Here is a 22,272-nt window from a genome sequence, read left to right as displayed (position 1 = left end):
GTGAGCATCTCGTGGATCCTTTCACCTGGTTCCTGATCGCCCTGGGCGTCGTGATCGTCGGCGCCGTCGTCTGGCTGGCGGTGAAAAGGCCATCGCGAGGCATCGACGAGTCTGCGGCGATCCGGAACCGCGGCCAGGCCATGGGCAAGGCCGAGTACCACAACCGCCAGCCACGCGGCGGCCAGGACGGCGGGATCTCCGGCGGCTTCTGAGGGCAGGGCCGGCTCTGTCGTTATAAGGTAAAGCGACGCGTCGACTCGGGCGCCCGAGGAATGGAGCACGGCATGTTCACCTGGATCCTCATCATCGGCGGGGTGCTGCTCTTCCTGGGCCTTGCCTGGACCACGATCGGCATGGCTCCCAAGGGAGTCGACGCCGAGGATGTACGCAACATCAAGCGCGACAACGCGGCCAGAGGCGACTACTACGGCGGCGCCGGCCTGTAGACCAACACCGAGCCGGCTCGTCGTGACGAGCCGGCTCGGCGGGCGATCGGTCAGCTGAAGTCGGCGCTGGCGCGCTTGGCCATGTCCAGGAACTGGCGACGCGACTCGAGGTTCTCCTCGAGCGACTTGATCTTCCGGGCGTCGCCCGAGGCTTGAGCCTTCTCCAGGTCGGACTCGACCTGGGCGATGGCCTCCTCGAGCTTGGAGATCATGTCGTCGGCACGAGCCGACTTCTCGGGGTCGGACTTGCGCCACTGGTCGTCCTCGGCGGACTTGATGGCCTGCTCGACCTTGCGCATCGCGCCCTCGAGCTCCTTGATCCGGTCGCGCGGGACCTTGCCGGCCTCGTCCCAGCGGTCGGCGATGTCGCGGAACGAGCGCTTGACGCTGTCGAGGTCGTCGCCCTTCTCCAGCAGCGGGAGCAGCTCCTGCGCCTCGGCGAGCAGCGCCTCCTTGACCACGGCGTTCTGCGCGAACTCGGCGTCGAGCGCTGCGTTGGTGGCGTCACGGGCACCGAAGAAGACGTCCTGGGCGGCTCGGAACTTCTTCCAGAGCTTGTCGTCGACGTCCTTGGGCGCCGGTCCGGCGGCCTTCCAGTCGCGCATCAGGTCGCGGTAGCGCCCGGCGGTCGGGCCCCAGTCCGTGGAGGTGGAGAGCTGCTCGGCCTCGTCGATGATCCGTTCCTTGATCACCTTGGCGTCCTCGCGCCGGGCGTTGAGCTCGGCGAAGTGGGCCTTGCGCCGACGGGTGTAGGCGGTGCGTGCGGTCGAGAAGCGGCGCCACAGGGCGTCGTCGGACCCGCGGTCGATGCGGGGGAGCGCCTTCCACTGGTCGAGCAGCTCGCGCAGCCGGTTGGCACCGTTGCGCCAGTCGTTGCTCTCGGCCAGCTTCTCGGCCTCGTCCACGAGGGCTTCCTTGGCGACCTTCGCCTCGGCCGCCTTCGCGGCCCGTTCGGCCTTGCGGGCCTCGCGCTGGGTGGCGATGACGGGGGCGAGTGCCTCCAGCCGCGCCACCAGCGAGGCCAGGTCGCCGACGGCGTTGGCCTCGGTCACCTTCTCCACGACGGTCTTCACCGCCACGGTCGCCTCGTCGGGCGACGTCTTGCCCGCATGCACCCGCCGCTCGAGCTGCTCGACCTCGAAGGCGAGCTGGTCGAACCGGTTTGTGAAGAAGGCAAGCGCCTCCTCCGGCGTGCCTTCTGGGTATTGCCCCACGGAACGCTCGCCCTCAGCGGTCTTCACGTAGACCGTTCCGTCTTCCTCGACCCGACCCCACTGCTCGCTGGTCACAATGTCCCTACTCTTCGCATGAGGCGCTAACCTCTTATGAAATCTCCCCCGCCGGACACCGTGCTCGTCACAGTCCCGGTCGGCTCAACTTGCAGGTCCCCATGGTGTCCCGACACACCTCGGGGTGCCCATCGTAGTCAGACGCCACGATGCGGCGCTGCACTGTACCGCTGGATAGGGTGTTTCTCGTGTTGATCGCAGGCTTTCCCGCCGGTCCGTGGGGCACCAACTGCTACGTGGCCGCCACCGGACCGGGCACCGAGTGTGTCGTGATCGACCCCGGGAAGGACGCCGCCGACGGCATCGCGGAGGTCGTCCGGGAGCAGCGTCTCAAGCCGGTCGCCGTGCTCCTCACCCACGGCCACGTCGACCACATGTGGTCCGTGACGCCGGTGAGCAGGACGTACGACTCCACCGCCTGGATCCACCCCAACGACCGCCATCTCCTGGCTGACCCCATGGCAGGCATCTCGCCGGAGTCGGCGCAGATGCTGCTCGGGATGGCAGACATCCAAGGGGGCACCTACGACTTCGTGGAGCCCGACGACGTGCGGGAGCTGAGCGACGGTCAGGCCATCGACCTGGCCGGGATGAGCTTCCTGATCGACCATACGCCCGGGCATACCGAGGGGTCGGTCACCTTCCGGACTCCCTACCCCGACCACGCCGAGGTCAGTGACGTGATGTTCTCCGGCGACCTGCTCTTCGCGGGCAGCATCGGGCGTACGGACCTCCCCGGCGGTGACCACGCCACGATGCTGCAGTCCCTGACCACCAAGGTGCTGCCCCTCGCCGACGACATCGTGGTGCTCCCCGGACACGGCGAACAGACCTCCATCGGGCGCGAGCGCGCCACCAACCCGTTTCTTCAGGACCTGATCACCACACCATGAACAAGCCAACACCGCTCTCCGGCTTCCCGGAGTTCCTCCCCAGCCAGCGCACCGTGGAGCGCGAGGTCATCGCGACCTTGAGCCGCGCCTTCGAGCTGCACGGCTTCGGCAACGTCGAGACCCGCGCCGTCGAGCCGATGGACCAGCTGCTGCGCAAGGGTGACACCTCCAAGGAGGTCTACGTCCTGCGCCGGCTGCAGGAGGACGACAACGCCGCCGTGCCGAATCGCGAGGGCAAGGGGATGGGGCTCCACTTCGACCTCACCGTCCCCTTCGCCCGCTACGTGCTCGAGAACGCCGGCAAGCTGGAGTTCCCCTTCCGTCGCTACCAGATCCAGAAGGTCTGGCGCGGTGAGCGCCCGCAGGAGGGCCGGTTCCGGGAGTTCACGCAGGCCGACATCGACATCGTCGGCCGTGACACGCTGCCGTTCCACCACGACGTCGAGGTCGCCCGGGTCATGCTCGAGGCGCTCGGCAAGCTGACCTTCCTGCCCGGGTTCACCCTCCAGGTCAACAACCGCAAGCTGATCCAGGGCTTCTACGCCGGGCTCGGCGCGCCCGATGTCGAGGAGACCATGCGGCTCATCGACAAGCTCGACAAGATGCCGGCCGACGAGGTCGGCAAGCTGCTCGTCTCCGAGGCCGGGCTGACCGACGAGCAGGCCGCCAAGTGCCTCGAGCTCGCCACGATCACCGCCACCGACGACACCTTCGTCGAGAAGGTCCGGGCCATGGGGGTCGAGAGCGACCTGCTCGACGAGGGCCTGACCGAGCTGGCCACCCTGATCAACGCCACCGCGCCGCTCAACACCGAGCGCGTACGCATCGTGGCCGACCTCAGCATCGCCCGCGGCCTCGACTACTACACCGGCACCGTCTTCGAGACCCGCCTCGACGGTTACGAGAGCCTCGGCAGCATCTGCTCCGGTGGCCGCTACGACGCGCTGGCCAGCGACGGGAAGACGACCTACCCGGGCGTCGGGATCTCCCTCGGTGTCAGCCGCGTCCTGGTGCCGTTGGTGCAGAAGGGCGTGCTCGACGGCGACCGCAAGGTCCCGAGCACCGTCCTGGTCGCGGTCAACGACGAGGAGAGCCGCGCCGCCGCCGATGAGGCGGCCCAAGCGCTCCGTGCCCACGATGTCGCCTGCGAGGTCTCGCCCAACGCCGCCAAGTTCGGCAAGCAGATCCGCTTCGCGGAGCGCCGCGGCATCCCGTACGTCCTCTTCGCCACCCGCCGAGAAGATGGCACCGAGGCGTACGAGATCAAGGACATCCGCACCGGCGAGCAGGTGCCGGCCGACCCGGCCACCTGGGCGCCCACCAACGAATCCGACCTGAAGCCTCAGGTCGTCACGAAGGAGCAAGAGAAGTGATCCGCACCCACGACGCCGGCACCCTGCGTGCCGAGCACGTCGGCCAGACCGTGACCCTCGCCGGCTGGGTAGCCCGCCGACGCGATCACGGCGGGGTCGCCTTCCTCGATCTGCGTGAGGCCAGCGGCGTGGTCCAGGTCGTCGTACGCGACGAGGAGATCGCCCACGCGCTCCGCAACGAATACTGCATCAAGGTCACCGGCGAGGTCGTCGCGCGCACGAGCGAGAACGTCAATGACAAGCTCGCGACCGGCGAGATCGAGGTCGTCGCCAAGGACCTCGAGATCCTCAGCGCCTCCGCGCCCCTCCCGTTCCCGATCGACGACGCAGCCTCCTCCGGGCAGGGAGAGGTCGGCGACGACGTACGTTTCAAGCACCGCTACCTCGACCTGCGCCGCACCGCGCCCGGCAACGCCATCCGGCTGCGCTCGAAGGCCAACAAGGCCGCCCGCGACGTGCTCGCCGCCCAGGACTTCGTCGAGATCGAGACGCCGACCCTGACCCGCAGCACGCCCGAGGGCGCTCGTGACTTCCTGGTCCCGGCTCGTCTGCAGCCGGGTTCGTGGTACGCGCTGCCCCAGTCCCCGCAGCTGTTCAAGCAACTGCTCATGGTCGCCGGCATGGAGCGCTACTACCAGCTCGCCCGCGCCTACCGTGACGAGGACTTCCGCGCCGACCGTCAGCCGGAGTTCACCCAGCTCGACATCGAGATGAGCTTCGTCGAGCAGGACGACGTGATCGCACTCGGCGAGGAGATCGTCGCGGCGCTGTGGAAGCTGATCGGCTACGACGTGCCGCTTCCGCTGCCGCGGATGACCTACGCCGACGCGATGGCGAAGTACGGCTCCGACAAGCCTGACCTGCGCTTCGGCATCGAGATCACCGAGTGCACCGACTACTTCTCCGAGACGACGTTCCGCGTCTTCCAGGCACCGTACGTCGGCGCCGTGGTGATGCCGGGCGGCGCGAGCCAGCCGCGGCGTCAGCTCGACGGCTGGCAGGACTGGGCCAAGCAGCGCGGCGCCAAGGGCCTGGCCTACGTCCTGGTCCAGGAGGACGGCTCGCTGACCGGCCCGGTCGCCAAGAACCTCTCCGAGACCGAGGCCGCCGGACTGGCCGCGCACGTCGGCGCCAACCCCGGCGACTGCATCTTCTTCGCGGCCGGTGCGCCGAGGTCGAGCCGCTCCCTGCTGGGTGCCGCCCGCCTGGAGATCGGCAACCGCCTCGACCTCCGCAAGGACGGCGACTGGAGCTTCCTGTGGGTCGTCGACGCCCCGCTGCTCGAGCCGGCCTCCGAGGCGGTCGAGTCCGGTGACGTCGCGGTCGGCGCGGGGGAGTGGACCGCGGTCCACCACGCCTTCACCAGCCCGCAGGACGTCGAGGGCTTCGACAAGGACCCCGGCAACGCGCTCGCGTGGGCCTACGACATCGTCTGCAACGGCAACGAGATCGGCGGCGGCTCGATCCGTATCCACCGCGAGGACGTCCAGAAGCGCGTCTTCGAGCTGATGGGGATCGGTGAGGAGGCGGCCGAGGAGAAGTTCGGCTTCCTGCTCGACGCGTTCAAGTTCGGCGCCCCGCCGCACGGCGGCATCGCCTTCGGCTGGGACCGCGTCGTCGCCCTCCTCGCCGGGACCGACTCGATCCGCGACGTCATCGCCTTCCCGAAGACGGGCGCCGGCTACGACCCCCTCACCGCCGCCCCGGCACCGATCACGCCCGAGCAGCGCAAGGAGGCGGGCGTGGACGCCAAGCCCACTGCTGCCGAGAGCGAATCGGCGAACTGAGCGTAGTTCGAGCAGAACCAGCAGAGTCTCCGGGACCGGTACGTCGGTCCCGGAGACTCTCGTCGTTCGACAGGCAACCGCAGCAAGGCCTCCCGATCTGCCGTATCACTGGATGAAATCGGATCGTTACCGGTCCGGGTCACATCAGGGCAAATTGATCACATAGAGTTCGATCCGTCGACCTGGTGGGTCGGACGCTGCCATGCGACGGCGGCACCCACGAATGACGACTAGACAGAGGAACCATGAGCGAATCGTCCACCGTGTTCGAAGGTGAAGAACTCTCGGGTGGATCGACACCTCCCGCCTCGCCTGAAAAGGCGAAGGAGATCGCCGGCAAGTCCCCGATGAAGCTGGCGATGATGCGGCTTCGTAAGGACAAGCTGACGATGGTGTCGCTGACCGTTGTCGTCCTGGTGGTCGTCGCAGCGGTTCTGGCCCCCCTTCTCGTCAAGATGGGTGTGCTGGATCCGTTCGGCTACAACCAGGACCTGCTCGACGCCAACACCATCCCCGAGGGCGGCTGGAGTGGCGCGAGCCTCTCCCACCCGCTCGGCGTGGAGCCCGGCACCGGCCGCGACGCGATGTCGCGGTTCTGGTACGGCATCACGTTCTCGCTGATCATCGCTCTCACCGCCGCGATCTTGTCGGTGGTCATCGGTGCGATCATCGGGATCGTCGCCGGCTTCAGCGGTGGCTGGATGGACGCGATCCTGAGCCGCTTCACCGACCTGACCCTCTCCTTCCCCTCGACCCTGATGCTGCTGGCGCTCTCGGCCCTCGGCCTCGAGCTCGTGCAACAGGTGACCGGGCTGCCCAACGGGCCACTCGCGCAGGGGATCTACTGCACCGTGGTGCTGGCCATCTTCGGTTGGACCAGCACGGCACGCGTGGTCAGAGGTCAGGTGCTCTCGATCAAGCAACGGGAGTTCGTCGAGGCCGCGATCGTCCTGGGGGCCTCCAAGCCCCGGATCTACTTCAAGGAGATCCTGCCGAACCTGTGGGCTCCGCTGCTGGTCCTGGTCACCTTGATGATGCCGGCCTACATCTCGGCCGAGGCGGCGCTGAGCTACCTCCAGGTCAGCGTCAAGCCGCCGACCCCCACGCTCGGAAACGTCCTCGCGGACTCTTTGAAGTACGCGCAGGTCGACCCGTTCTACTTCTTCATGCCCGCGATCCTGATCGCGACCATCGTGATCTCGTTCAACCTTCTCGGGGACGGGTTGCGAGACGCCCTTGACCCCAAGGGTGACAGGTGAGCCTCGGGGCTCCGAACACACACAGGTGACCCGTCCGGGACACCGACACGGCGTCAGTTGTCAGAGGCCGACGCCGACCACACCAAGGAGAAACGAATGCTCAAGAAGCGAGCTAAGTACGTAGCGGTCAGTGCCGCTGGCGTGCTCGGTCTTTCGCTGGGCCTGGCTGCCTGTGGCGGCGGGGACGGCGGTGGCTCGAGCTCGGCAAACACGTTGACCATTGTCGCCGAGGACCCGATCGATCACCTGGACCCGCAGCGTATCTACGTCGGTGAGACCATCTCGCACACCACGCGTCTGGTCTACCGGAAGCTGCTGTCGAACCCGTCGTCGACCGACCCCAAGGTCTCGAGCAAGCCGATCCCCGACCTGGCGACCGACGAGGGCACCTCGGCCGATGGCGCCAAGACCTGGTCGTTCACCGTCAAGGACGGCGTGAAGTGGGAAGACGGCTCCGAGATCACGTGTGAGGACTTCGCCTACGGCGCTTCACGCAACTTCGCCGCCGACGAGCTCACCGGTGGTCCGGGCTTCTACCTGACCGCGAAGCTCGCGCTCAAGGGTGAGTACCCCGGCCCCTACGCCGCGACGCCGGAGCAGCAGGCCGACTTCGACCAGGCGGTGACTTGCGACGGCAAGACCATCACCTACAAGTTCAAGACCCCGTGGCCCGACTTCCCGCTGGCGATCTCGTCGCTGCACATGATGGACCCCTACAAGGAGTCCTTCGACAAGGGTGCCAAGAACGACGACAAGATCTTCTCCAACGGCCCCTACAAGGTCGACACCTGGAACGCCCAGAAGGGCGGCACCCTGGTGCGCAACGACGAGTACGACCCGGAGACCGACGACAAGTCGCTCCGCGAGGCAAAGCCGGACAAGGTCGTCTTCAAGTTCGGTGAGAAGGCGTCGACCATCTACGAGAAGCTCTTCTCCGACAGCCCCGACTCGCAGAAGACCATCGTCAGCGGCTCGCGCGTCCCGCCGGAGTTCTTCCCGCGTCTCACCGAGGCCGGCGTCAAGGACCGCTACGTCCAGGTCCAGTCGCCCTACGTCGACTACCTGGTGCCGAACCAGAACCAGATGAAGGACCCGAACGTCCGCAAGGCGCTGGCCCAGGCCACTGACGTGGAGTCCTGGATCGCCGCCGGCGGTGGCGAGAAGGCCTACACCCCGGCCGACTCGGTCGTGAACCCGGCCGTTCCGGGCTACGTCGCCAACCCGGCGTACAAGGACCGCAACCTCAAGGGCGACCCGGCCGCGGCGAAGAAGACCCTGGCCGACGCCGGTGTCAAGACGCCGTACCCGATCACCTTCACCTACCCGCAGAGCGACACCCTGGACAAGCAGGCCGCTGCGCTGGTCCAGGGCTGGGAGGCCGCCGGCTTCAAGGTCACCCTGGACCCGCTGGGCGACGTCTACTACTCCAACATCCAGAAGCCTTCCAACAAGGCCGACGTGATGTGGGGCGGTTGGGGTGCTGACTGGGGCTCCGCCATGACCGTCACCGCCGCGCTGTTCGACAGCCGTCAGATCGAGAAGAACACCAACGGTCAGAACTACGGCAACTACAGCAACCCGGCGGTCGACAAGCTGTTCGACCAGGCCGCCAACTCCGCCACCATCGAGGAGCAGAACAAGTTCCTCCAGGAGGCAGACGCGGTCATGGGTGAGGACGTCGCCTACATCCCGCTGGAGATCGCAACCTTCAACTGGGTCCGCGGCTCCAAGGTGAAGGGCTTCGTCACGACCGATGCCTCCTCGTCCTACCCGGACCTGGCGACCATCGACGTCGAGGACTGATCCTTCAGCTCCGCAACACCGTTGGGGCGGCCCTGAGCCGCCCCAACCCTGGAGGCGGGGCTCGACAGAGCCCCGCCTCCCTCTATGTACCTGGACACGATTCCCCCCGGACGACACCCCACGACGGTGCTCCGGCCGATCTCAATGAAGGTGAGACCCACCGATGGTCGCCTACATCATCCGGCGCGTGATCGTCGGCTTGCTCATGCTGGTGGCGATGAGCTTCATCGTCTTCGCACTGTTCATGAAGAACCCGGTCGACCCGGCACAGTTCTCCTGCGGCAAGAACTGCCCTCCCGAGCGCATCGAGGAGACCCGTAAGGCCCTCGGCTACGACCAGCCGCTGCTCGTCCAATGGGGCAGCTTCGCCAAGGGCGTCGTCGTCGGCCGCGACTATCCCGCCAACGAGGCGATGCGCGAGGCCAACCCCGAGCTGGTCACCGAGTGCGCGGCACCCTGCCTCGGCTACTCCCAGCAGCTGCAGATGACGGTCAACGCGGAGATCGCGGAGGCCGCACCGATCTCGATCTCGATCGCCATGGTCGCGGTCACCATCTGGGTCATCTTCGGTGTTCTGTTCGGTGTGCTGGCCGCGATCGTCAAGGGGTCCCTCCTCGACCGCGGCGTCGTCGGGGGAACGCTGGCGCTCTACGCGTTCCCGACGTTCTTCGTGGGAGCGTTGCTGATCAACTTCGTAGCCATCAAGTGGGGGATCTTCCCCGCACCGGGATACGTGTCGATAGCCGAGGGTGGTGTCGGGCAATGGCTGGTCCAGCTCCTGCTGCCTGGATTCACGCTCGCGGTGGTCTACATGGCTGGCTACGTACGCATGACCCGGGCGTTCGTGCTCGAGTCGATGAGCGAGGACTATATCCGCACGGCGAAGGCCAAGGGGGTCAAGAGTCCCAAGGTGCTCTTCAAGCACGCGCTGCGCGCGGCGCTGACCCCGCTGGTGACGATGTTCGGTCTCGACTTCGCTGCCGTGCTCGGCGGCGCGATCATCACCGAGGACGTCTTCAACTACTACGGTCTCGGAAAGCTCGCAGTGACCGCGAACGAGACCTTCGACCTGCCCACCATCGTGGGTCTGGTGCTTCTACTCGGTTCTCTGGTGATCCTCGCCAACATCATCGTCGACATCCTGTACGCCTTCATCGACCCGCGCGTGCGCGTCGCCTGACCCGGGAGCTGATCAATGACTGACCTCTCCACCACGCACGAGACGACGCCGGCCAGGGATGGCGCGTTCCTCTCGGTGCGGGACCTGAAGGTCCACTTCTCGACCTCCGACGGCATCGTCAAGGCGACCGACGGCCTCTCCTTCGAGCTCGAGCGTGGCAAGACGCTCGGCATCGTCGGTGAGTCCGGCTCCGGCAAGTCCGTCTCCAGCTCGGCGATCATGGGGCTGCACCGCGGCACCAACGCCATCCTCAGCGGCGAGATCATGGTCGACGGGGTCGACCTGCTCAAGGTGAGCAACGAGGAGATGCGCAAGCGCCGCGGCCGCGACGTGGCGATGATCTTCCAGGACCCGCTCTCCGCGATGCACCCCTACTACACGGTGGGCAACCAGATCATGGAGGCCTACCAGGTCCACAACAACGTGACCAAGCGGGAGGCGCGCAAGCGCGCCATCGAGATGCTCGACCGCGTCGGCATCCCGCAGCCCGACCGTCGCGTGGACGACTACCCCCACCAGTTCTCCGGTGGTATGCGGCAGCGCGCGATGATCGCGATGGGGCTGATCAACAACCCCAGCCTGCTCATCGCCGACGAGCCGACCACCGCGCTGGACGTGACCGTTCAGGCGCAGATCCTCGACCTGCTCCAGGACCTGCAGCGTGACTTCGACGCCGCGGTCATCATCATCACCCACGATCTCGGCGTGGTTGCCGAGATGGCTGACGACGTGCTCGTGATGTACGCGGGCCGCGCGGTCGAGTACGGCCCCTGCAAGGAGATCCTCACCCACCCGCAGATGCCCTACACCTGGGGACTGCTCTCCAGCGTGCCGGACCTGACGGCGTCGACCGACGCCAAGCTGCTCCCGATCCGGGGCAACCCGCCCTCGCTGCTCAACCCGCCGCCGGGATGCGCCTTCGAGCCGCGCTGTGACCACGTGGCGAAGGTGGGCGGCGACCTGTGCCGGACGACGCTCCCCGATCTCACCCCGGCAACCAGCGGTGGCAACCACACCAAGCGCTGCCACATCAAGAACGCCGACAAGGTCTACGAGGCAGAGATCCTGCCCGAGATCGCCCCTGATCTGGTGGAGGACTGATGAGCGACACCACGACTGCCACCGCGGCCTCGGTCGCGCCGGCGAGCACGGAGACCGTGCTCTCGGTCGAGAACCTGAAGATGCACTTCCCGGTCAAGGGCAGCGGCGTGATCCGACGTACGGTCGGGCACGTCAAGGCCGTCGACGGGGTCTCCTTCGAGGTCGCCAAGGGCAGCGCCCTGGGCCTCGTGGGTGAGTCTGGTTGTGGCAAGTCCACGACCGGGCGCATGGTGACCAGGCTCTACAAGCCCACCGAAGGCAAGATCAACTTCGAGGGCACCGACATCGCCGACTACTCGGGCCGCAAGCTGCAGCCGATGCGTCGCGAGATCCAGATGATCTTCCAGGACCCGTCGACGTCGCTGAACCCACGTCACACGGTCGGCTCGATCATCGGCGCGCCGCTGCGGATCCACAACATGGTGCCGAAGGACAAGGTGCTCGGCCGGGTCCAGGAGCTGCTCGAGCTCGTCGGGCTCAACCCGGAGCACTACAACCGCTACCCGCACGAGTTCTCCGGCGGCCAGCGCCAGCGCATCGGCATCGCCCGGGCGATGACTCTGCAGCCGAAGCTGCTCGTGGCTGACGAGCCGGTCTCCGCGCTGGACGTGTCGATCCAGGCCCAGGTGATCAACCTGCTCCAGGATCTGCAGCGCGAGTTCGACATCTCCTACCTCTTCATCGCCCACGATCTCGCCATCGTCCGCCACTTCTGCCCCGAGGTCGCGGTGATGTACCTCGGCAAGATCGTCGAGATCGGTGACCGCCGGTCGATCTACGAGCACGCTCACCACCCCTACACCCAGGCGCTGCTCTCGGCCGTGCCCGACGTGAAGCAGGCGTCCATCGGCGGACGGCGCGAGCGGATCCGGCTGGAGGGCGACGTACCTTCGCCGATCAACCCGCCCTCGGGCTGCCACTTCCGCACCCGGTGCTCCCTCGCCAAGGACATCTGCTCCGTGGTCGAGCCGCCGCTGCTGCAGATCGGCAAGAAGCACAAGGTCGCCTGCCACTTCCCGGGTGAGCTCCACCAGCACCCGGAGAAGCCGGTCACCGCGCCGCTTCTGGGTGTCGACGAGTTCGGTGCGCCGGACCCCGGCGCCAGCCCGGCCGAGATCCCGGGCGACGGCCCGGGGTACGCCAACACCTGGTATGACCTGGCGAACAACTCTCGCGGCAGTGTCTGAGGGAGATCTCGACAGGCTCGACCACCGGGTGTGGCGGGTCTGAGGGAGGTCTCGACAGGCTCGACCACCGGGTGTGGCGGGTCTGAGGGAGGTCTCGACCACCGGGTGTGGTCGCGCCTGAGAATCTTCAACGTTTCAGCAAGATCACGAAAGACGGTCCGCAGCCTTGGGCTGCGGGCCGTCTTTGTTTCGGATGTGTCACAGATCACTGTCGGTATCGAACCGTTATCTGTAGTCCCACACGGACCACCAGGTCTTGGCATAACTTGATGCAGCGCGCTGGATCGGGCCTGCGCCGGGTGGTCTGGTCTTGGGCGAGCCGAGCCCAAGGCGTTCGAACGGAGATCCGACGTATGACTGTGTCCGAAGTGTTGATCCAGGGTCCTGATCCCGAGATCAATCCTGAGCCGAGCCCTGGCGGCGAGGTCGCCGGCCGGTCACCGATGCGGATCGCGCTGGACCGACTGCTGTCGGACAAGGTGGCGATGCTCTGCGCCGGGATCGTGCTGCTCTTCATCCTGATCGGAATCTTCGCGCCGCTGCTGTGCAAGCTGTTCGGCGTCGAGGTGCGTGCCGGCGACCCGGTCACCGACACCGACTCGTTCAACTACCCGGTCATCGGCCCGCCCAACTACGGGTTCACCTGGGAGGCGCCGCTCGGGCTGGAGCCCAACTCCGGCAACGACCTGCTCGCCGAGTGGTTCTACGGCGCGCGTACGTCGCTGATGGTCGCCACGATCGCCACCGTCGTGTCGACCGTCGCCGGCGTGGTTCTGGGCCTGATCGCCGGCTACAGCCGTGGCTGGGGTGACCGGGTGGTCACCTTCGTGACCGACCTCTTCCTCACGCTGCCGTTCCTGCTGGTCGCCATCGCGGTCTCACCGATGCTCGTGGAGCGTTGGCGGGAGAACCCGGCGATGCTCGACAACGCCTCCCTGATCGCTCTGATCGTGATCTTGTCGATCTTCGGCTGGATGGGCCTGGCCCGGCTGATCCGAGGTGAGGTGATCTCGCTGCGCGAACGTGAGTTCATCGAGGCGGCGCACGTCCTCGGGATGCCGACACACCGGATCCTGTTCAAGGAGCTGCTGCCCAACCTGGTGGCCCCGATCGTCGTCTCGTTCTCTCTCAGCCTGCCGGCCACGATCGCCGCCGAGGCGACGCTGGCCTATCTCGGCGTCGGCGTCACAGGCCGTCCGTCCTGGGGCCAGACGATCTTGCGGGCCCAGAACTGGTTCGACGAGTACCCCCTGTTTCTGTATGCGCCGATCGTCGGGATCGTGGTCCTGGTCTTCGCGCTCAACCTGCTCGGAGACGCCATCCGCGACGCCTTCGACCCCAAGTCTTTCCGGTGAGCACGTCGTCGGAGAGAGGAATCAACCATGGAAGGTGGAGACCTACGATGCGATTGAAGAGAACACTGATCGCCGCCAGCGCGATCGCCGCGCTGACGCTCACCGCTGCGTGTGGCGGCGGAGACGGCGGCGGCGAGGATGCGGGCGGCGGCGAGTTCAAGGCCGGCGGAAACGCCGGTTCCGGCAAGGACGCCACCGCCGAAGGGCCGTTGGAGATCCCGGCCGAGGCCAAGAAGGGCGGCACGATCACCGTGCTGGCGAACAGCGCACCGCACACCCTGGACCCGACCAGGACCTACTACACCGACTCTGGCGCGATCATGTCCGGCCTGGTGACCCGCGCGCTGACGCAGTACGTCTACGACGAGGAGAGCGGCGACTCGATCCTCGTGCCCGACCTCGCCACCGACCTGGGTCAGGTCTCCGAGGACGGCCTGACCTGGACCTTCGAGCTGAAGGACGGTCTCAAGTACGAGGACGGCACCGACGTCACCGCCGAGGACGTCGTCTACGGCATCAAACGCTCCTTCGCCATCGACACGCTGACCGACGGCCCGACGTACCAGACCACCTTCTTCAAGGACGGCGGCAAGTACAAGGGCCCGTTCGCGGACACCGAGGCCGAGCTCAAGAAGCTCCCCGACTTCGACGCCAGCGCCGGCTGGTACGGCGGCGAGGACTACGACGGCGTCGAGGCCGACGGCAACAAGGTGGTCATCCACCTGGAACAGCCGTTCCCCGAGCTCGACTACTACGCCTCGTTCCCGGTCTTCTCGCCGATCCCGAAGGCCAAGGACAAGGACCCGCTGGCCTACGAGAGCCACCCGATGGCGACCGGACCTTACAAGTTCGAGTCCTACAAGCCGGGCAACGCGCTCACGCTGGTCAAGAACGAGCACTGGGATCCCGACACCGACCCTGGCCGGTTCCAGGCCGCGGACTCCTTCGACTTCAAGTTCGCCCAGGACACCGCGAAGCTCGAGAACCAGATCCTCGGCGACAAGGGCGCAGCCCAGACGATGATGACCTACGACGACGTCACGCCGCCGACGTACAAGTCGATCAAGGAGAACAACCCCGACAACCTGGTCGAGGGCACCTCGCCGTGCACCTACATGTACCGGCCGGACCAGACCAAGATCAAGGACAAGAAGATCCGGGAGGCGATCAGCTGGGCCTACCCCTACCAGGCGGCCTGGAAGGCCTCCGGCGAGATCGTCGGCGTCACCATCCAGCCCGGCACCTCGCTCCTGCCCCCGGGCACCGCGGGCCGGGTCGAGTACCAGTACCCCGAGGGTCAGGACGGTCAGACCACCGACCCGGAGAAGGCCAAGGCGCTGCTGAAGGAGGCCGGGGCCGAGGGCTTCGAGATCAAGTGGTACTACCAGCGTGACGACGAGCTCGACGTGGCCAAGAAGAACCAGATGGTCAAGGGCTTCGAGGCGGCCGGCTTCAAGGCGACCCCGGTGGCCTCGACCGACGAGACCTTCCGCGACGACCAGAGCAACCTGGACGCTCCGATCAACCTTCGCTACGGCGGCTGGTGCTCCGACTGGCCCTCGGGCGGCTCGTGGTTCCCGGCGCAGTGGATCGGCTCGAACGCCAACAAGCCGGGTATGCCGAACCCGACCAACTTCAAGGAGGCTGACGCCGACGCGAAGCAGGCCGAGATCCTGAAGATGGACGCCGACGAGGTCCCAGCAGCCTGGGGCGAGTTCGACAAGTGGATGCAGGAGACCCACATGGTCGAGATCAACGCCGGCTACGACGCGAACGCCTTCATCAAGGGCTCGCAGATCGGCGGAGTCGTCAACGACCCGGTGAAGGGCATGCCGAGCTTCTCCATCATGTACCTCAAGTGAGGTGATCCGGCCGGCGTGGGAGGACCCACGCCGGCCGGACCCATCCAGTCGGACACAGCAGCTCCGGGCCAGAGCCCGTGATCAATCTTTCTAGGAAGCGAGACCTCCGTCCATGATCGGTTTTGTCGTACGCCGGTTGATCTCAGCAGCGCTCGTGCTGTTCGTGATCTCGGTTGCGGTGGTCGCGCTCTTCACCTACGGCCCGAGCGACCCTGCGGACGCGATGTGTCCCGCGCCGAAGTGCACGACCGAGCGCCAGGACGCGATCCGGGAGGCGCTCAATCTGGAAGCGCCGATCTATGTGCAGTACACCGAGTACATGTCCGGGATCGTCAACGGCCGCGAGATCGCCTTCGGCTCCGAGGCCTACGACTGTGACGCACCGTGCTTCGGGGTCAGCTTCATCTACCGCGTCAACGTCTGGGACGACATCAAGGACCGGATCGGGCCGACGGTCTCCGTAGCGGTCGGCGCCGGTGTCACGATCCTGCTCATCGGCGTGCCGATCGGGATGTTCGCGGCCAGACGCAGGGGAACCGCGGCAGACAAGGCGGTCATCGGCGCGACGCTCGTGATCGAGTCGATCCCCTACTACCTGTTCGTCCTGCTCGCATTCCTCTATCTGGCAGTGAGTGCTGGGATCTTCCCGCAGGAGGGCTATCACCCGCTGACCGAATCTCCGCTGAAGTGGGCATGGGGGCTGCTGCTGCCCTGGCTGGCGCTCGGCCTGGTGAACTCGTCCAAGTACGCCCGCTTCACCCGGGGGTCGATGATCGAGTCCTTCAACCAGGACTACGTGCGGACGGCACGCGCCAAGGGTCTGACGGAGCGGAAGATCGTCAGCAAGCACGCTTTCCGGGCGGCGGTCGTGCCGATCGTGACCATTTTCGGCATCGACTTCGGCTCGCTGCTGACCGGCACGATCTTCACCGAGCTGATCTTCGGCATCCCCGGTCTCGGGCTGCGGGCACTGAACGCGGTGAGCCAGAGCGACCTGCCGGTCATCGAGGCGACCACGCTGATCTCCGCCTTCATCATCGTGATCACCAACCTGGTCGTCGACCTGTTCTACAGCGTCCTCGACCCCCGCGTACGCCTCTCCTGAACGCCCCGCCCGGGCGCCGAATAGGGTGGCGGTGTGGATGGGTTGTTTGAGATGGGGGCCGCGGCCGGCGCCGGGCGTGGTGGGTCGCTGAGCAACAGCGACCATGCGGCTGCGCCGCTGGCGGTGCGGATGCGTCCGCGTACGCTCGAGGAGCTGGTCGGGCAGAGCTCGCTCAAGGCGGCCGGGTCGCCGCTGCACCAGGTCGTCGAGGGTGGCCAGTCGCTCTCGCTGCTGCTGTGGGGGCCGCCGGGGACCGGGAAGACGACGATCGCGAGCATCGTGAGCAAGTCCACCGACCGGCGCTTCGTGGAGGTCTCCGCCGTCTCGGCCGGGGTCAAGGAGGTGCGGGCGGCGATCGACTCCGCACGGGCCGAGCTGGTCGCGACCGGCAAGGAGACGGTGCTCTTCGTCGACGAGGTCCACCGGTTCAGCAAGGCTCAGCAGGACGCGCTTCTGCCGGGCGTGGAGAACCGGTGGGTCACCCTGGTTGCCGCGACCACGGAGAACCCCTTCTTCTCGGTGATCTCGCCGTTGCTGTCACGCTCGCTGCTGCTTCGGCTCGAGTCGCTGACCGACGACGACATCCGTGGCGTACTGCTGCGGGCGCTCGAGGACGAGCGCGGGCTCGGCGGCTCGGTGACGATCAACCACGAGGCGCTCGACCACCTCGTCCGCCTTGCCGGCGGTGACGCGCGCAGGTCGCTGACCTATCTGGAGGCTGCCGCCGGAGCTGCGTCGGCGGGGGAGATCACGCTCGAGGCGGCCGAGCGGGCCGTGGACCAGGCGGCGGTGCGCTATGACCGCCAGGGCGACCAGCACTACGACGTGGTCAGCGCCTTCATCAAGTCGGTGCGCGGCTCGGACGCGGACGCCGCGCTGCACTACCTGGCGCGGATGATCGAGGCGGGGGAGGACCCCAGGTTCATCGCCCGCCGGCTGATGATCCTGGCGTCGGAGGACATCGGCCTGGCCGACTCGACGGCGCTGCAGACCGCGGTCGCCGCCGCGCAGACGGTCCAGCTGATCGGGATGCCCGAGGCCCAGCTCACCCTGGCCCACGCGACGATCGCGCTCGCCGTCGCTCCGAAGTCCAACGCGGTCACCAACGCCATCTTCGCCGCCCGCGCCGACGTCGCCGCCGGGAAGATCGGCAACGTGCCGCCGCACCTGCGCGACGCCCACTACGAGGGAGCGAAGAAGATCGGCCACGGGGACGCGTACAAGTACGCCCACGACGAGCCCTTCGGGATCGCGACCCAGCAGTACGCACCGGACACGGTCATCGACGCGGAGTACTACCAGCCGACGACCCACGGAGCCGAGGCGGGGGTGAAAGAACGGTGGGAGAAGATCCGGGGCATCGTACGCGGCAGCTGACTGTGTTGGTCATCTCGACAAGCTCGATACAACGCTCGACACGCCTTCGCCCAGCGGCTCCGGCGGCTCGACCAGCGGGGCGGGGCTATAGGGTTTGGGGCGATGAACTCGGTTAGCGTGCCTGCGTGGATCCTGGGAGCTGCGGCGGGGGTGGTCCTACTCCTGGCGCTGCTCATCATGCTGCTGGCTCTCGGGCCGCGGCGGCGCGCCCGGCACCGGGTCGCGGAGGCCGAGGCCAGCGAGGCCGAGCTGCGCGAGCGGCTCGAGGCGCTGGAGAAGCGGATGGCCCGGCCGGAGCCGACGTCTCGGCGACGGCGACGCGAGGAGCGGGCTGCCGAGAAGGAGTACGTGATCACCTCTCTCGGGGAGGACGCGGACGACGGCGAGTCTGCTGAGGTGGAGAAGGTGGTGCGGCGTACGTTGACCGCACCGGCGTTCGCCGACGCGGTGTTTCGAGAGACCGTGGTGCACAGTGCCGCGCTGGTGCACGGGGTCCGCCGGGCGCTCTCGCCCGAGGTGCGGTTCAAGATTCGCTACGAGATGCACCGCGAGGTCAAGCGGGCCCGCAAGGACCGCAAGAGCGAGATGCGCGAGGCGCTGCGGGAGTACCGGGCGCGGCAGCGCGAGGCAGTTGACGAGGACGTGGTCTCGACGAGCTCGACCACCGGAAGGGACATGCAATGAGGGGCGCGATCTGGTTCGTGGCCGGCGCCGGCGCAGGTGTGTACGCGATGGTCAAGGGGCGGCGGGCCGCGGAGGCCTTTACCGCCGACGGGCTGCGCGACCGCGCTCAGGCGCTCGGGGTCGGCGCGCGGATGTTCCGCGACGAGCTGGCCACCGGCAAGGCCGAGAAGGAGATCGAGCTGCGGGAGTGGATCGAGACCAGGACCCAGTCGATCGCCTCGGGCTCCGCTTCGGCAGGAGGACCGAAACAGATTGGCGCCAACGGTGCCGGTCAGCAGACACTTGGACTGGACGGGCCGACCGAGGACCCGAGGCAGAACACGGAAGGTAGTACCCCCTGATGGAGTGGTTGAGCACGGCGGAGATCCGCCGCCGTTTCACGGCGCATTTCGCCGAGAACACCGAGATCGGCGAGCACACGGTGGTGCCGTCGGCATCGCTCCTGCTCGACGACCCCAACCTGCTCTTCGTCAACGCAGGCATGGTGCCCTTCAAGCCGTACTTCCTCGGCCAGGCCACGCCCCCCTACGACCGGGCGACGTCGGTGCAGAAGTGCATCCGTACGCCTGACATCGAGGAGGTCGGCAAGACCACCCGGCACGGCACCTTCTTCGAGATGTGCGGCAACTTCTCCTTCGGTGACTACTTCAAGGAGGGCGCGATCACGCTCGCCTGGGAGCTGATCACCAAGTCGGTCGCCGACGGTGGCTTCGGGTTCGACGAGTCGATCCTCTATCCCTCCGTGCTCAACGGCGACGACGAGGCGGTCGAGCTGTGGAAGAAGATCACCGGCCTGCCCGACGACCGCATCGTGCGGCTGCCGCCGAGCGAGAACTACTGGTCGATGGGCGTGCCCGGACCGGGTGGCCCGTGCTCGGAGATCCTGATCGACCGCGGCCCGGAGTTCGGCGCCGACCGTGACTGGGAAGCCGGCGACCGCTACCTGGAGTTCTGGAACCTCGTCTTCATGCAGGACAACGTCGTCGCGGCGCGGTCCAAGTACGACGTCGACATCGACGGGCCGCTCGCCCAGACCGGCATCGACACCGGCCTGGGCCTCGAGCGGGTCGCCTACCTGATGCAGGGCAAGGCGAACATGTACGAGACCGACGTCGTCTTCCCGGTCATCGAGAAGGCGATGGAGCTGACCGGCAAGAAGTACGGCGCGGCCTACGACGACGACGTCCGCTTCCGCGTCGTCGCCGACCACGTGCGCTCCTCGCTGATGCTCATCGGCGACGGCGTGACCCCCGGCAACGAGGGCCGCGGCTACGTGCTGCGCCGCCTGATGCGCCGTGCGATCCGCAACATGCGCCTGCTCGGCTACGAGGACCCGGCGATGCCCGAGCTGCTGCCGATCTCCCGCGACAAGATGGGGGAGACCTACGCAGACCTGCACTCCGAGTGGGACCGGATCAAGCGGGTGGCCGACGCCGAGGAGGAGGCCTTCCGCAAGACCCTCGCGGCCGGCACCCAGATCTTCGACCTGGCCGCGACCGAGGTGAAGTCGAGCGGTGCCACCACGTTCTCCGGTGACCAGGCGTTCCAGCTCCACGACACGTACGGATTCCCGATCGACCTGACCCTCGAGATGGCCGCCGAGGCGGGTCTCGAGGTCGACGAGACGGGCTTCCGTGGCCTGATGACCGAGCAGCGCGAGCGGGCCAAGGCCGACGCGCGCGCCAAGAAGGGTCAGCACGCCGACCTGTCGGTCTACCGCACCATCCTCGACACCAACGGGCCCACCGACTGGCAGGCCTACACCACCCTGGACACCGAGTCGAAGCCGCTGGCTCTCCTCAAGGAGGGTAAGCCGGTCGACGTGCTCGGCCCCGAGGAGATCGGTGAGATCGTCCTCGACCGCACCCCGTTCTACGCCGAGTCCGGTGGCCAGTCCGCCGACGCGGGCATCATCGAGTTCGACGGTGGCCGGCTCGAGGTCGTCGACGTGCAGCGGCCGGTCAAGGGTTTGGTGGTGCACCAGGTCCGGGTCGTCGACGGCGAGTTCGCTGCGCGCGGGACTGCTGGTGGCCTCGTGCACGCCCAGGTCGACAAGGAGTGGCGTCTCGGCGCCCGCCAGGCCCACTCCGGCACCCACGTGGTGCACGCGGCGCTGCGCGAGGTGCTCGGGCCGACCGCGCTCCAGTCGGGCTCGTTCAACCGCCCGGGCTACCTGCGTCTCGACTACGGCTGGACCAAGGGCCTGACCCCGGAGCAGATGCACGAGGTCGAGGAGGTCTCCAACAACGCGCTGCGCGCCGACCTGCCGGTCGCCTGGGACTACATGACCCTCCCGCAGGCCAAGGAGTGGGGCGCGATCGCGCTCTTCGGCGAGACCTACGACGACACCAAGGTCCGCGTCGTCGAGATCGGCGGCCCCTGGTCGCGCGAGCTGTGCGGCGGCACCCACGTGGACCACTCCGCCCAGATCGGCACGATCGTGGTCACCTCGGAGGCCTCGGTCGGCTCCGGCAACCGACGCATCGAGGCCTACACCGGCGTCGAGGGCTTCAACTACCTCGCCCGCGAGCGCGACGTCGTCTCCGAGCTCAACCTGCTGCTCAAGACGAAGTCCGACGGCGTCGTCGGCCGGGTCTCCGACCTGATGGAGCGGCTCAAGGTCGCCGAGAAGGAGATCGCCCGGGCGCGTACGGCACAGCTGCTCGCCTCCGGTGGCTCGATCGCGGCCACCGCGGTCGATGTCAACGGTGTCCAGGTCGTCGCCCAGCGGATCCCGGGCGTGGGCGGTGGCGACGCGCGCACGCTCGCCCAGGACGTACGCTCCCGGCTCGGTGACGCGCCGGCGGCCGTCGTGCTCTTCGGTGACGCTGACGGCAAGGTCGCCGTCGTGGCCGCGGTCAACCCCGCGGGCATCGCCAAGGGCGTCAAGGCGGGAGACCTGATCAAGGAGCTCGCGTCGGTCGTCGGCGGTCGCGGTGGCGGCAAGCCCGACTTCGCCCAGGGTGGTGGAACGGAGGTCGGCAAGATCGATGAGGCCGTCGCGAAGGTCAAGTCCCTGGTGACGGGAGCTTGATGCGTCACGGCGTACGCCTCGGTCTCGATCCTGGCGACGCCCGGATCGGCGTCGCCAGGAGCGACCCCACGGGGTTCCTGGCGACGCCGCTGGAAACGGTCAAGAAGGGTCGCGGGGACCTCGCGCGGCTGCAGGCGATCGTCGCCGAGATCGGCGAGGAGTCGACGATGCTCGAGGTGGTCGTCGGCCTGCCCAGGTCCCTCAAGGGCGGGGAGAATCCGGCGACTGCTAAGGTCCGGAACTTCGCCGCGTCCCTGGCGCGTCGAGTGGCCCCGGTCCCGGTTCGTCTCATCGACGAACGACTCACCACTGTCTCTGCGGAGGCTATGCTCCGGGATCGAGGTCGCAAGGGCCAGGACCGGCGAGCAGTTGTGGACATGGCCGCTGCGGTCGTGATCCTGCAACACGCATTGGACAGTGAGCGCGCTTCGGGGACCGCGCCTGGAGAGATCGTTGAGGTCGGTCAATGAGTGAGCGCTACTATCCCCCGGACCCGCGCGACCCGCGTCGCCCTGGTCAGGGGTCACCTGGTCGCGA

General features: G+C 67.4%; 19 protein-coding genes. 18 read left to right on the top strand and 1 reads right to left on the bottom strand.

Translation table 11 applies throughout. The features are described from left to right. The first annotated feature begins 11 nt into the window (after positions 1–11). Complete coding sequence (locus BJ988_RS12110) at positions 12–212, top strand: hypothetical protein (RefSeq protein WP_179658222.1); 201 nt, start codon at positions 12–14, stop codon at positions 210–212. Between the two features lie 72 nt (positions 213–284). Then, a complete protein-coding gene (locus BJ988_RS12105) occupies positions 285–446 on the top strand; it encodes a hypothetical protein (RefSeq protein WP_179658221.1) in 162 nt (53 codons plus the stop codon). Between the two features lie 50 nt (positions 447–496). On the opposite strand, the gene BJ988_RS12100 is transcribed toward BJ988_RS12105, so the two are convergent. Then, positions 497–1,735 carry a DUF349 domain-containing protein gene (locus tag BJ988_RS12100; RefSeq protein WP_179658220.1) on the bottom strand — a complete coding sequence of 413 codons (1,239 nt, stop codon included), beginning with the start codon at positions 1,733–1,735 and terminating at the stop codon, positions 497–499. Between the two features lie 188 nt (positions 1,736–1,923). Here BJ988_RS12100 and BJ988_RS12095 point away from each other — a divergent pair, with 188 nt between their 5' ends. The 16 genes from BJ988_RS12095 (at position 1,924) to ruvX (ending at position 22,205) form a co-directional block, all read left to right on the top strand. Further along, positions 1,924–2,628, top strand: coding sequence for an MBL fold metallo-hydrolase (locus BJ988_RS12095; protein ID WP_179658219.1), 705 nt, complete (start codon positions 1,924–1,926; stop codon positions 2,626–2,628). Further along, positions 2,625–4,001, top strand: coding sequence for a histidine--tRNA ligase (gene hisS / locus BJ988_RS12090; protein ID WP_179658218.1), 1,377 nt, complete (start codon positions 2,625–2,627; stop codon positions 3,999–4,001). The genes BJ988_RS12095 and hisS overlap by 4 nt, the downstream gene beginning before the upstream one ends. Further along, the gene (gene aspS, locus BJ988_RS12085) at positions 3,998–5,788 is read left to right on the top strand and encodes an aspartate--tRNA ligase (protein ID WP_179658217.1); all 1,791 of its coding nucleotides are present in this window, start codon (positions 3,998–4,000) and stop codon (positions 5,786–5,788) included. Before hisS ends, aspS begins: the two co-directional genes overlap by 4 nt. A gap of 245 nt (positions 5,789–6,033) precedes the next feature. Further along, positions 6,034–7,047: an ABC transporter permease gene (locus tag BJ988_RS12080; RefSeq protein ID WP_179658216.1), complete on the top strand. Its 1,014-nt coding sequence runs from the start codon at positions 6,034–6,036 to the stop codon at positions 7,045–7,047. 96 nt (positions 7,048–7,143) lie between these two features. Further along, complete coding sequence (locus BJ988_RS12075; protein WP_179658215.1) at positions 7,144–8,850, top strand: ABC transporter substrate-binding protein; 1,707 nt, start codon at positions 7,144–7,146, stop codon at positions 8,848–8,850. A 163-nt stretch (positions 8,851–9,013) separates the two neighbouring features. After that, the gene (locus tag BJ988_RS12070; RefSeq protein WP_179658214.1) at positions 9,014–10,030 is read left to right on the top strand and encodes an ABC transporter permease; all 1,017 of its coding nucleotides are present in this window, start codon (positions 9,014–9,016) and stop codon (positions 10,028–10,030) included. Positions 10,031–10,045: 15 nt separating this feature from the next. Then, on the top strand, positions 10,046–11,131 hold the full coding sequence (locus BJ988_RS12065; RefSeq protein ID WP_179658213.1) for an ABC transporter ATP-binding protein: 1,086 nt from the start codon (positions 10,046–10,048) through the stop codon (positions 11,129–11,131). Next, complete coding sequence (locus BJ988_RS12060) at positions 11,131–12,318, top strand: ABC transporter ATP-binding protein (RefSeq protein WP_179658212.1); 1,188 nt, start codon at positions 11,131–11,133, stop codon at positions 12,316–12,318. Before BJ988_RS12065 ends, BJ988_RS12060 begins: the two co-directional genes overlap by 1 nt. 353 nt (positions 12,319–12,671) lie before the next feature. Further along, on the top strand, positions 12,672–13,673 hold the full coding sequence (locus BJ988_RS12055) for an ABC transporter permease (RefSeq protein WP_179658211.1): 1,002 nt from the start codon (positions 12,672–12,674) through the stop codon (positions 13,671–13,673). Between the two features lie 47 nt (positions 13,674–13,720). After that, a complete protein-coding gene (locus BJ988_RS12050; RefSeq protein WP_179658210.1) occupies positions 13,721–15,535 on the top strand; it encodes an ABC transporter substrate-binding protein in 1,815 nt (604 codons plus the stop codon). Between the two features lie 112 nt (positions 15,536–15,647). Then, the gene (locus BJ988_RS12045) at positions 15,648–16,640 is read left to right on the top strand and encodes an ABC transporter permease (protein WP_179658209.1); all 993 of its coding nucleotides are present in this window, start codon (positions 15,648–15,650) and stop codon (positions 16,638–16,640) included. Between the two features lie 51 nt (positions 16,641–16,691). Further along, positions 16,692–18,017: a replication-associated recombination protein A gene (locus tag BJ988_RS12040; protein ID WP_218861450.1), complete on the top strand. Its 1,326-nt coding sequence runs from the start codon at positions 16,692–16,694 to the stop codon at positions 18,015–18,017. 102 nt (positions 18,018–18,119) lie between these two features. After that, the gene (locus BJ988_RS12035; protein WP_179658207.1) at positions 18,120–18,701 is read left to right on the top strand and encodes a hypothetical protein; all 582 of its coding nucleotides are present in this window, start codon (positions 18,120–18,122) and stop codon (positions 18,699–18,701) included. After that, a complete protein-coding gene (locus BJ988_RS12030) occupies positions 18,698–19,042 on the top strand; it encodes a DUF6167 family protein (RefSeq protein ID WP_179658206.1) in 345 nt (114 codons plus the stop codon). Before BJ988_RS12035 ends, BJ988_RS12030 begins: the two co-directional genes overlap by 4 nt. 8 nt (positions 19,043–19,050) lie before the next feature. Continuing rightward, positions 19,051–21,735 carry an alanine--tRNA ligase gene (alaS, locus tag BJ988_RS12025; protein ID WP_179661460.1) on the top strand — a complete coding sequence of 895 codons (2,685 nt, stop codon included), beginning with the start codon at positions 19,051–19,053 and terminating at the stop codon, positions 21,733–21,735. After that, the gene (ruvX, locus tag BJ988_RS12020; protein WP_179658205.1) at positions 21,735–22,205 is read left to right on the top strand and encodes a Holliday junction resolvase RuvX; all 471 of its coding nucleotides are present in this window, start codon (positions 21,735–21,737) and stop codon (positions 22,203–22,205) included. The genes alaS and ruvX overlap by 1 nt, the downstream gene beginning before the upstream one ends. Positions 22,206–22,272: the final 67 nt, after the last annotated feature.

Origin of the sequence: Nocardioides panzhihuensis (genome assembly GCF_013408335.1) — a bacterium.
In the GTDB taxonomy this organism is placed as follows: Bacteria; Actinomycetota; Actinomycetes; order Propionibacteriales; family Nocardioidaceae; genus Nocardioides; species Nocardioides panzhihuensis.
Note: the sequence above shows the minus strand (reverse complement) of the source record. Positions and strands in the feature narration are given on the sequence as shown.

Coding starts and splice junctions, on each gene's coding strand:
- BJ988_RS12105 (WP_179658221.1), top strand. CDS start 285: ATGTTCACCTGGATCCTCATCATCGGCGGGGTGCTGCTCTTCCTGGGC.
- hisS (WP_179658218.1), top strand. CDS start 2,625: ATGAACAAGCCAACACCGCTCTCCGGCTTCCCGGAGTTCCTCCCCAGC.
- BJ988_RS12080 (WP_179658216.1), top strand. CDS start 6,034: ATGAGCGAATCGTCCACCGTGTTCGAAGGTGAAGAACTCTCGGGTGGA.
- BJ988_RS12075 (WP_179658215.1), top strand. CDS start 7,144: ATGCTCAAGAAGCGAGCTAAGTACGTAGCGGTCAGTGCCGCTGGCGTG.
- BJ988_RS12070 (WP_179658214.1), top strand. CDS start 9,014: ATGGTCGCCTACATCATCCGGCGCGTGATCGTCGGCTTGCTCATGCTG.
- BJ988_RS12065 (WP_179658213.1), top strand. CDS start 10,046: ATGACTGACCTCTCCACCACGCACGAGACGACGCCGGCCAGGGATGGC.
- BJ988_RS12060 (WP_179658212.1), top strand. CDS start 11,131: ATGAGCGACACCACGACTGCCACCGCGGCCTCGGTCGCGCCGGCGAGC.
- BJ988_RS12055 (WP_179658211.1), top strand. CDS start 12,672: ATGACTGTGTCCGAAGTGTTGATCCAGGGTCCTGATCCCGAGATCAAT.
- BJ988_RS12050 (WP_179658210.1), top strand. CDS start 13,721: ATGCGATTGAAGAGAACACTGATCGCCGCCAGCGCGATCGCCGCGCTG.
- BJ988_RS12045 (WP_179658209.1), top strand. CDS start 15,648: ATGATCGGTTTTGTCGTACGCCGGTTGATCTCAGCAGCGCTCGTGCTG.
- BJ988_RS12040 (WP_218861450.1), top strand. CDS start 16,692: ATGGGGGCCGCGGCCGGCGCCGGGCGTGGTGGGTCGCTGAGCAACAGC.
- BJ988_RS12035 (WP_179658207.1), top strand. CDS start 18,120: ATGAACTCGGTTAGCGTGCCTGCGTGGATCCTGGGAGCTGCGGCGGGG.
- BJ988_RS12030 (WP_179658206.1), top strand. CDS start 18,698: ATGAGGGGCGCGATCTGGTTCGTGGCCGGCGCCGGCGCAGGTGTGTAC.
- ruvX (WP_179658205.1), top strand. CDS start 21,735: ATGCGTCACGGCGTACGCCTCGGTCTCGATCCTGGCGACGCCCGGATC.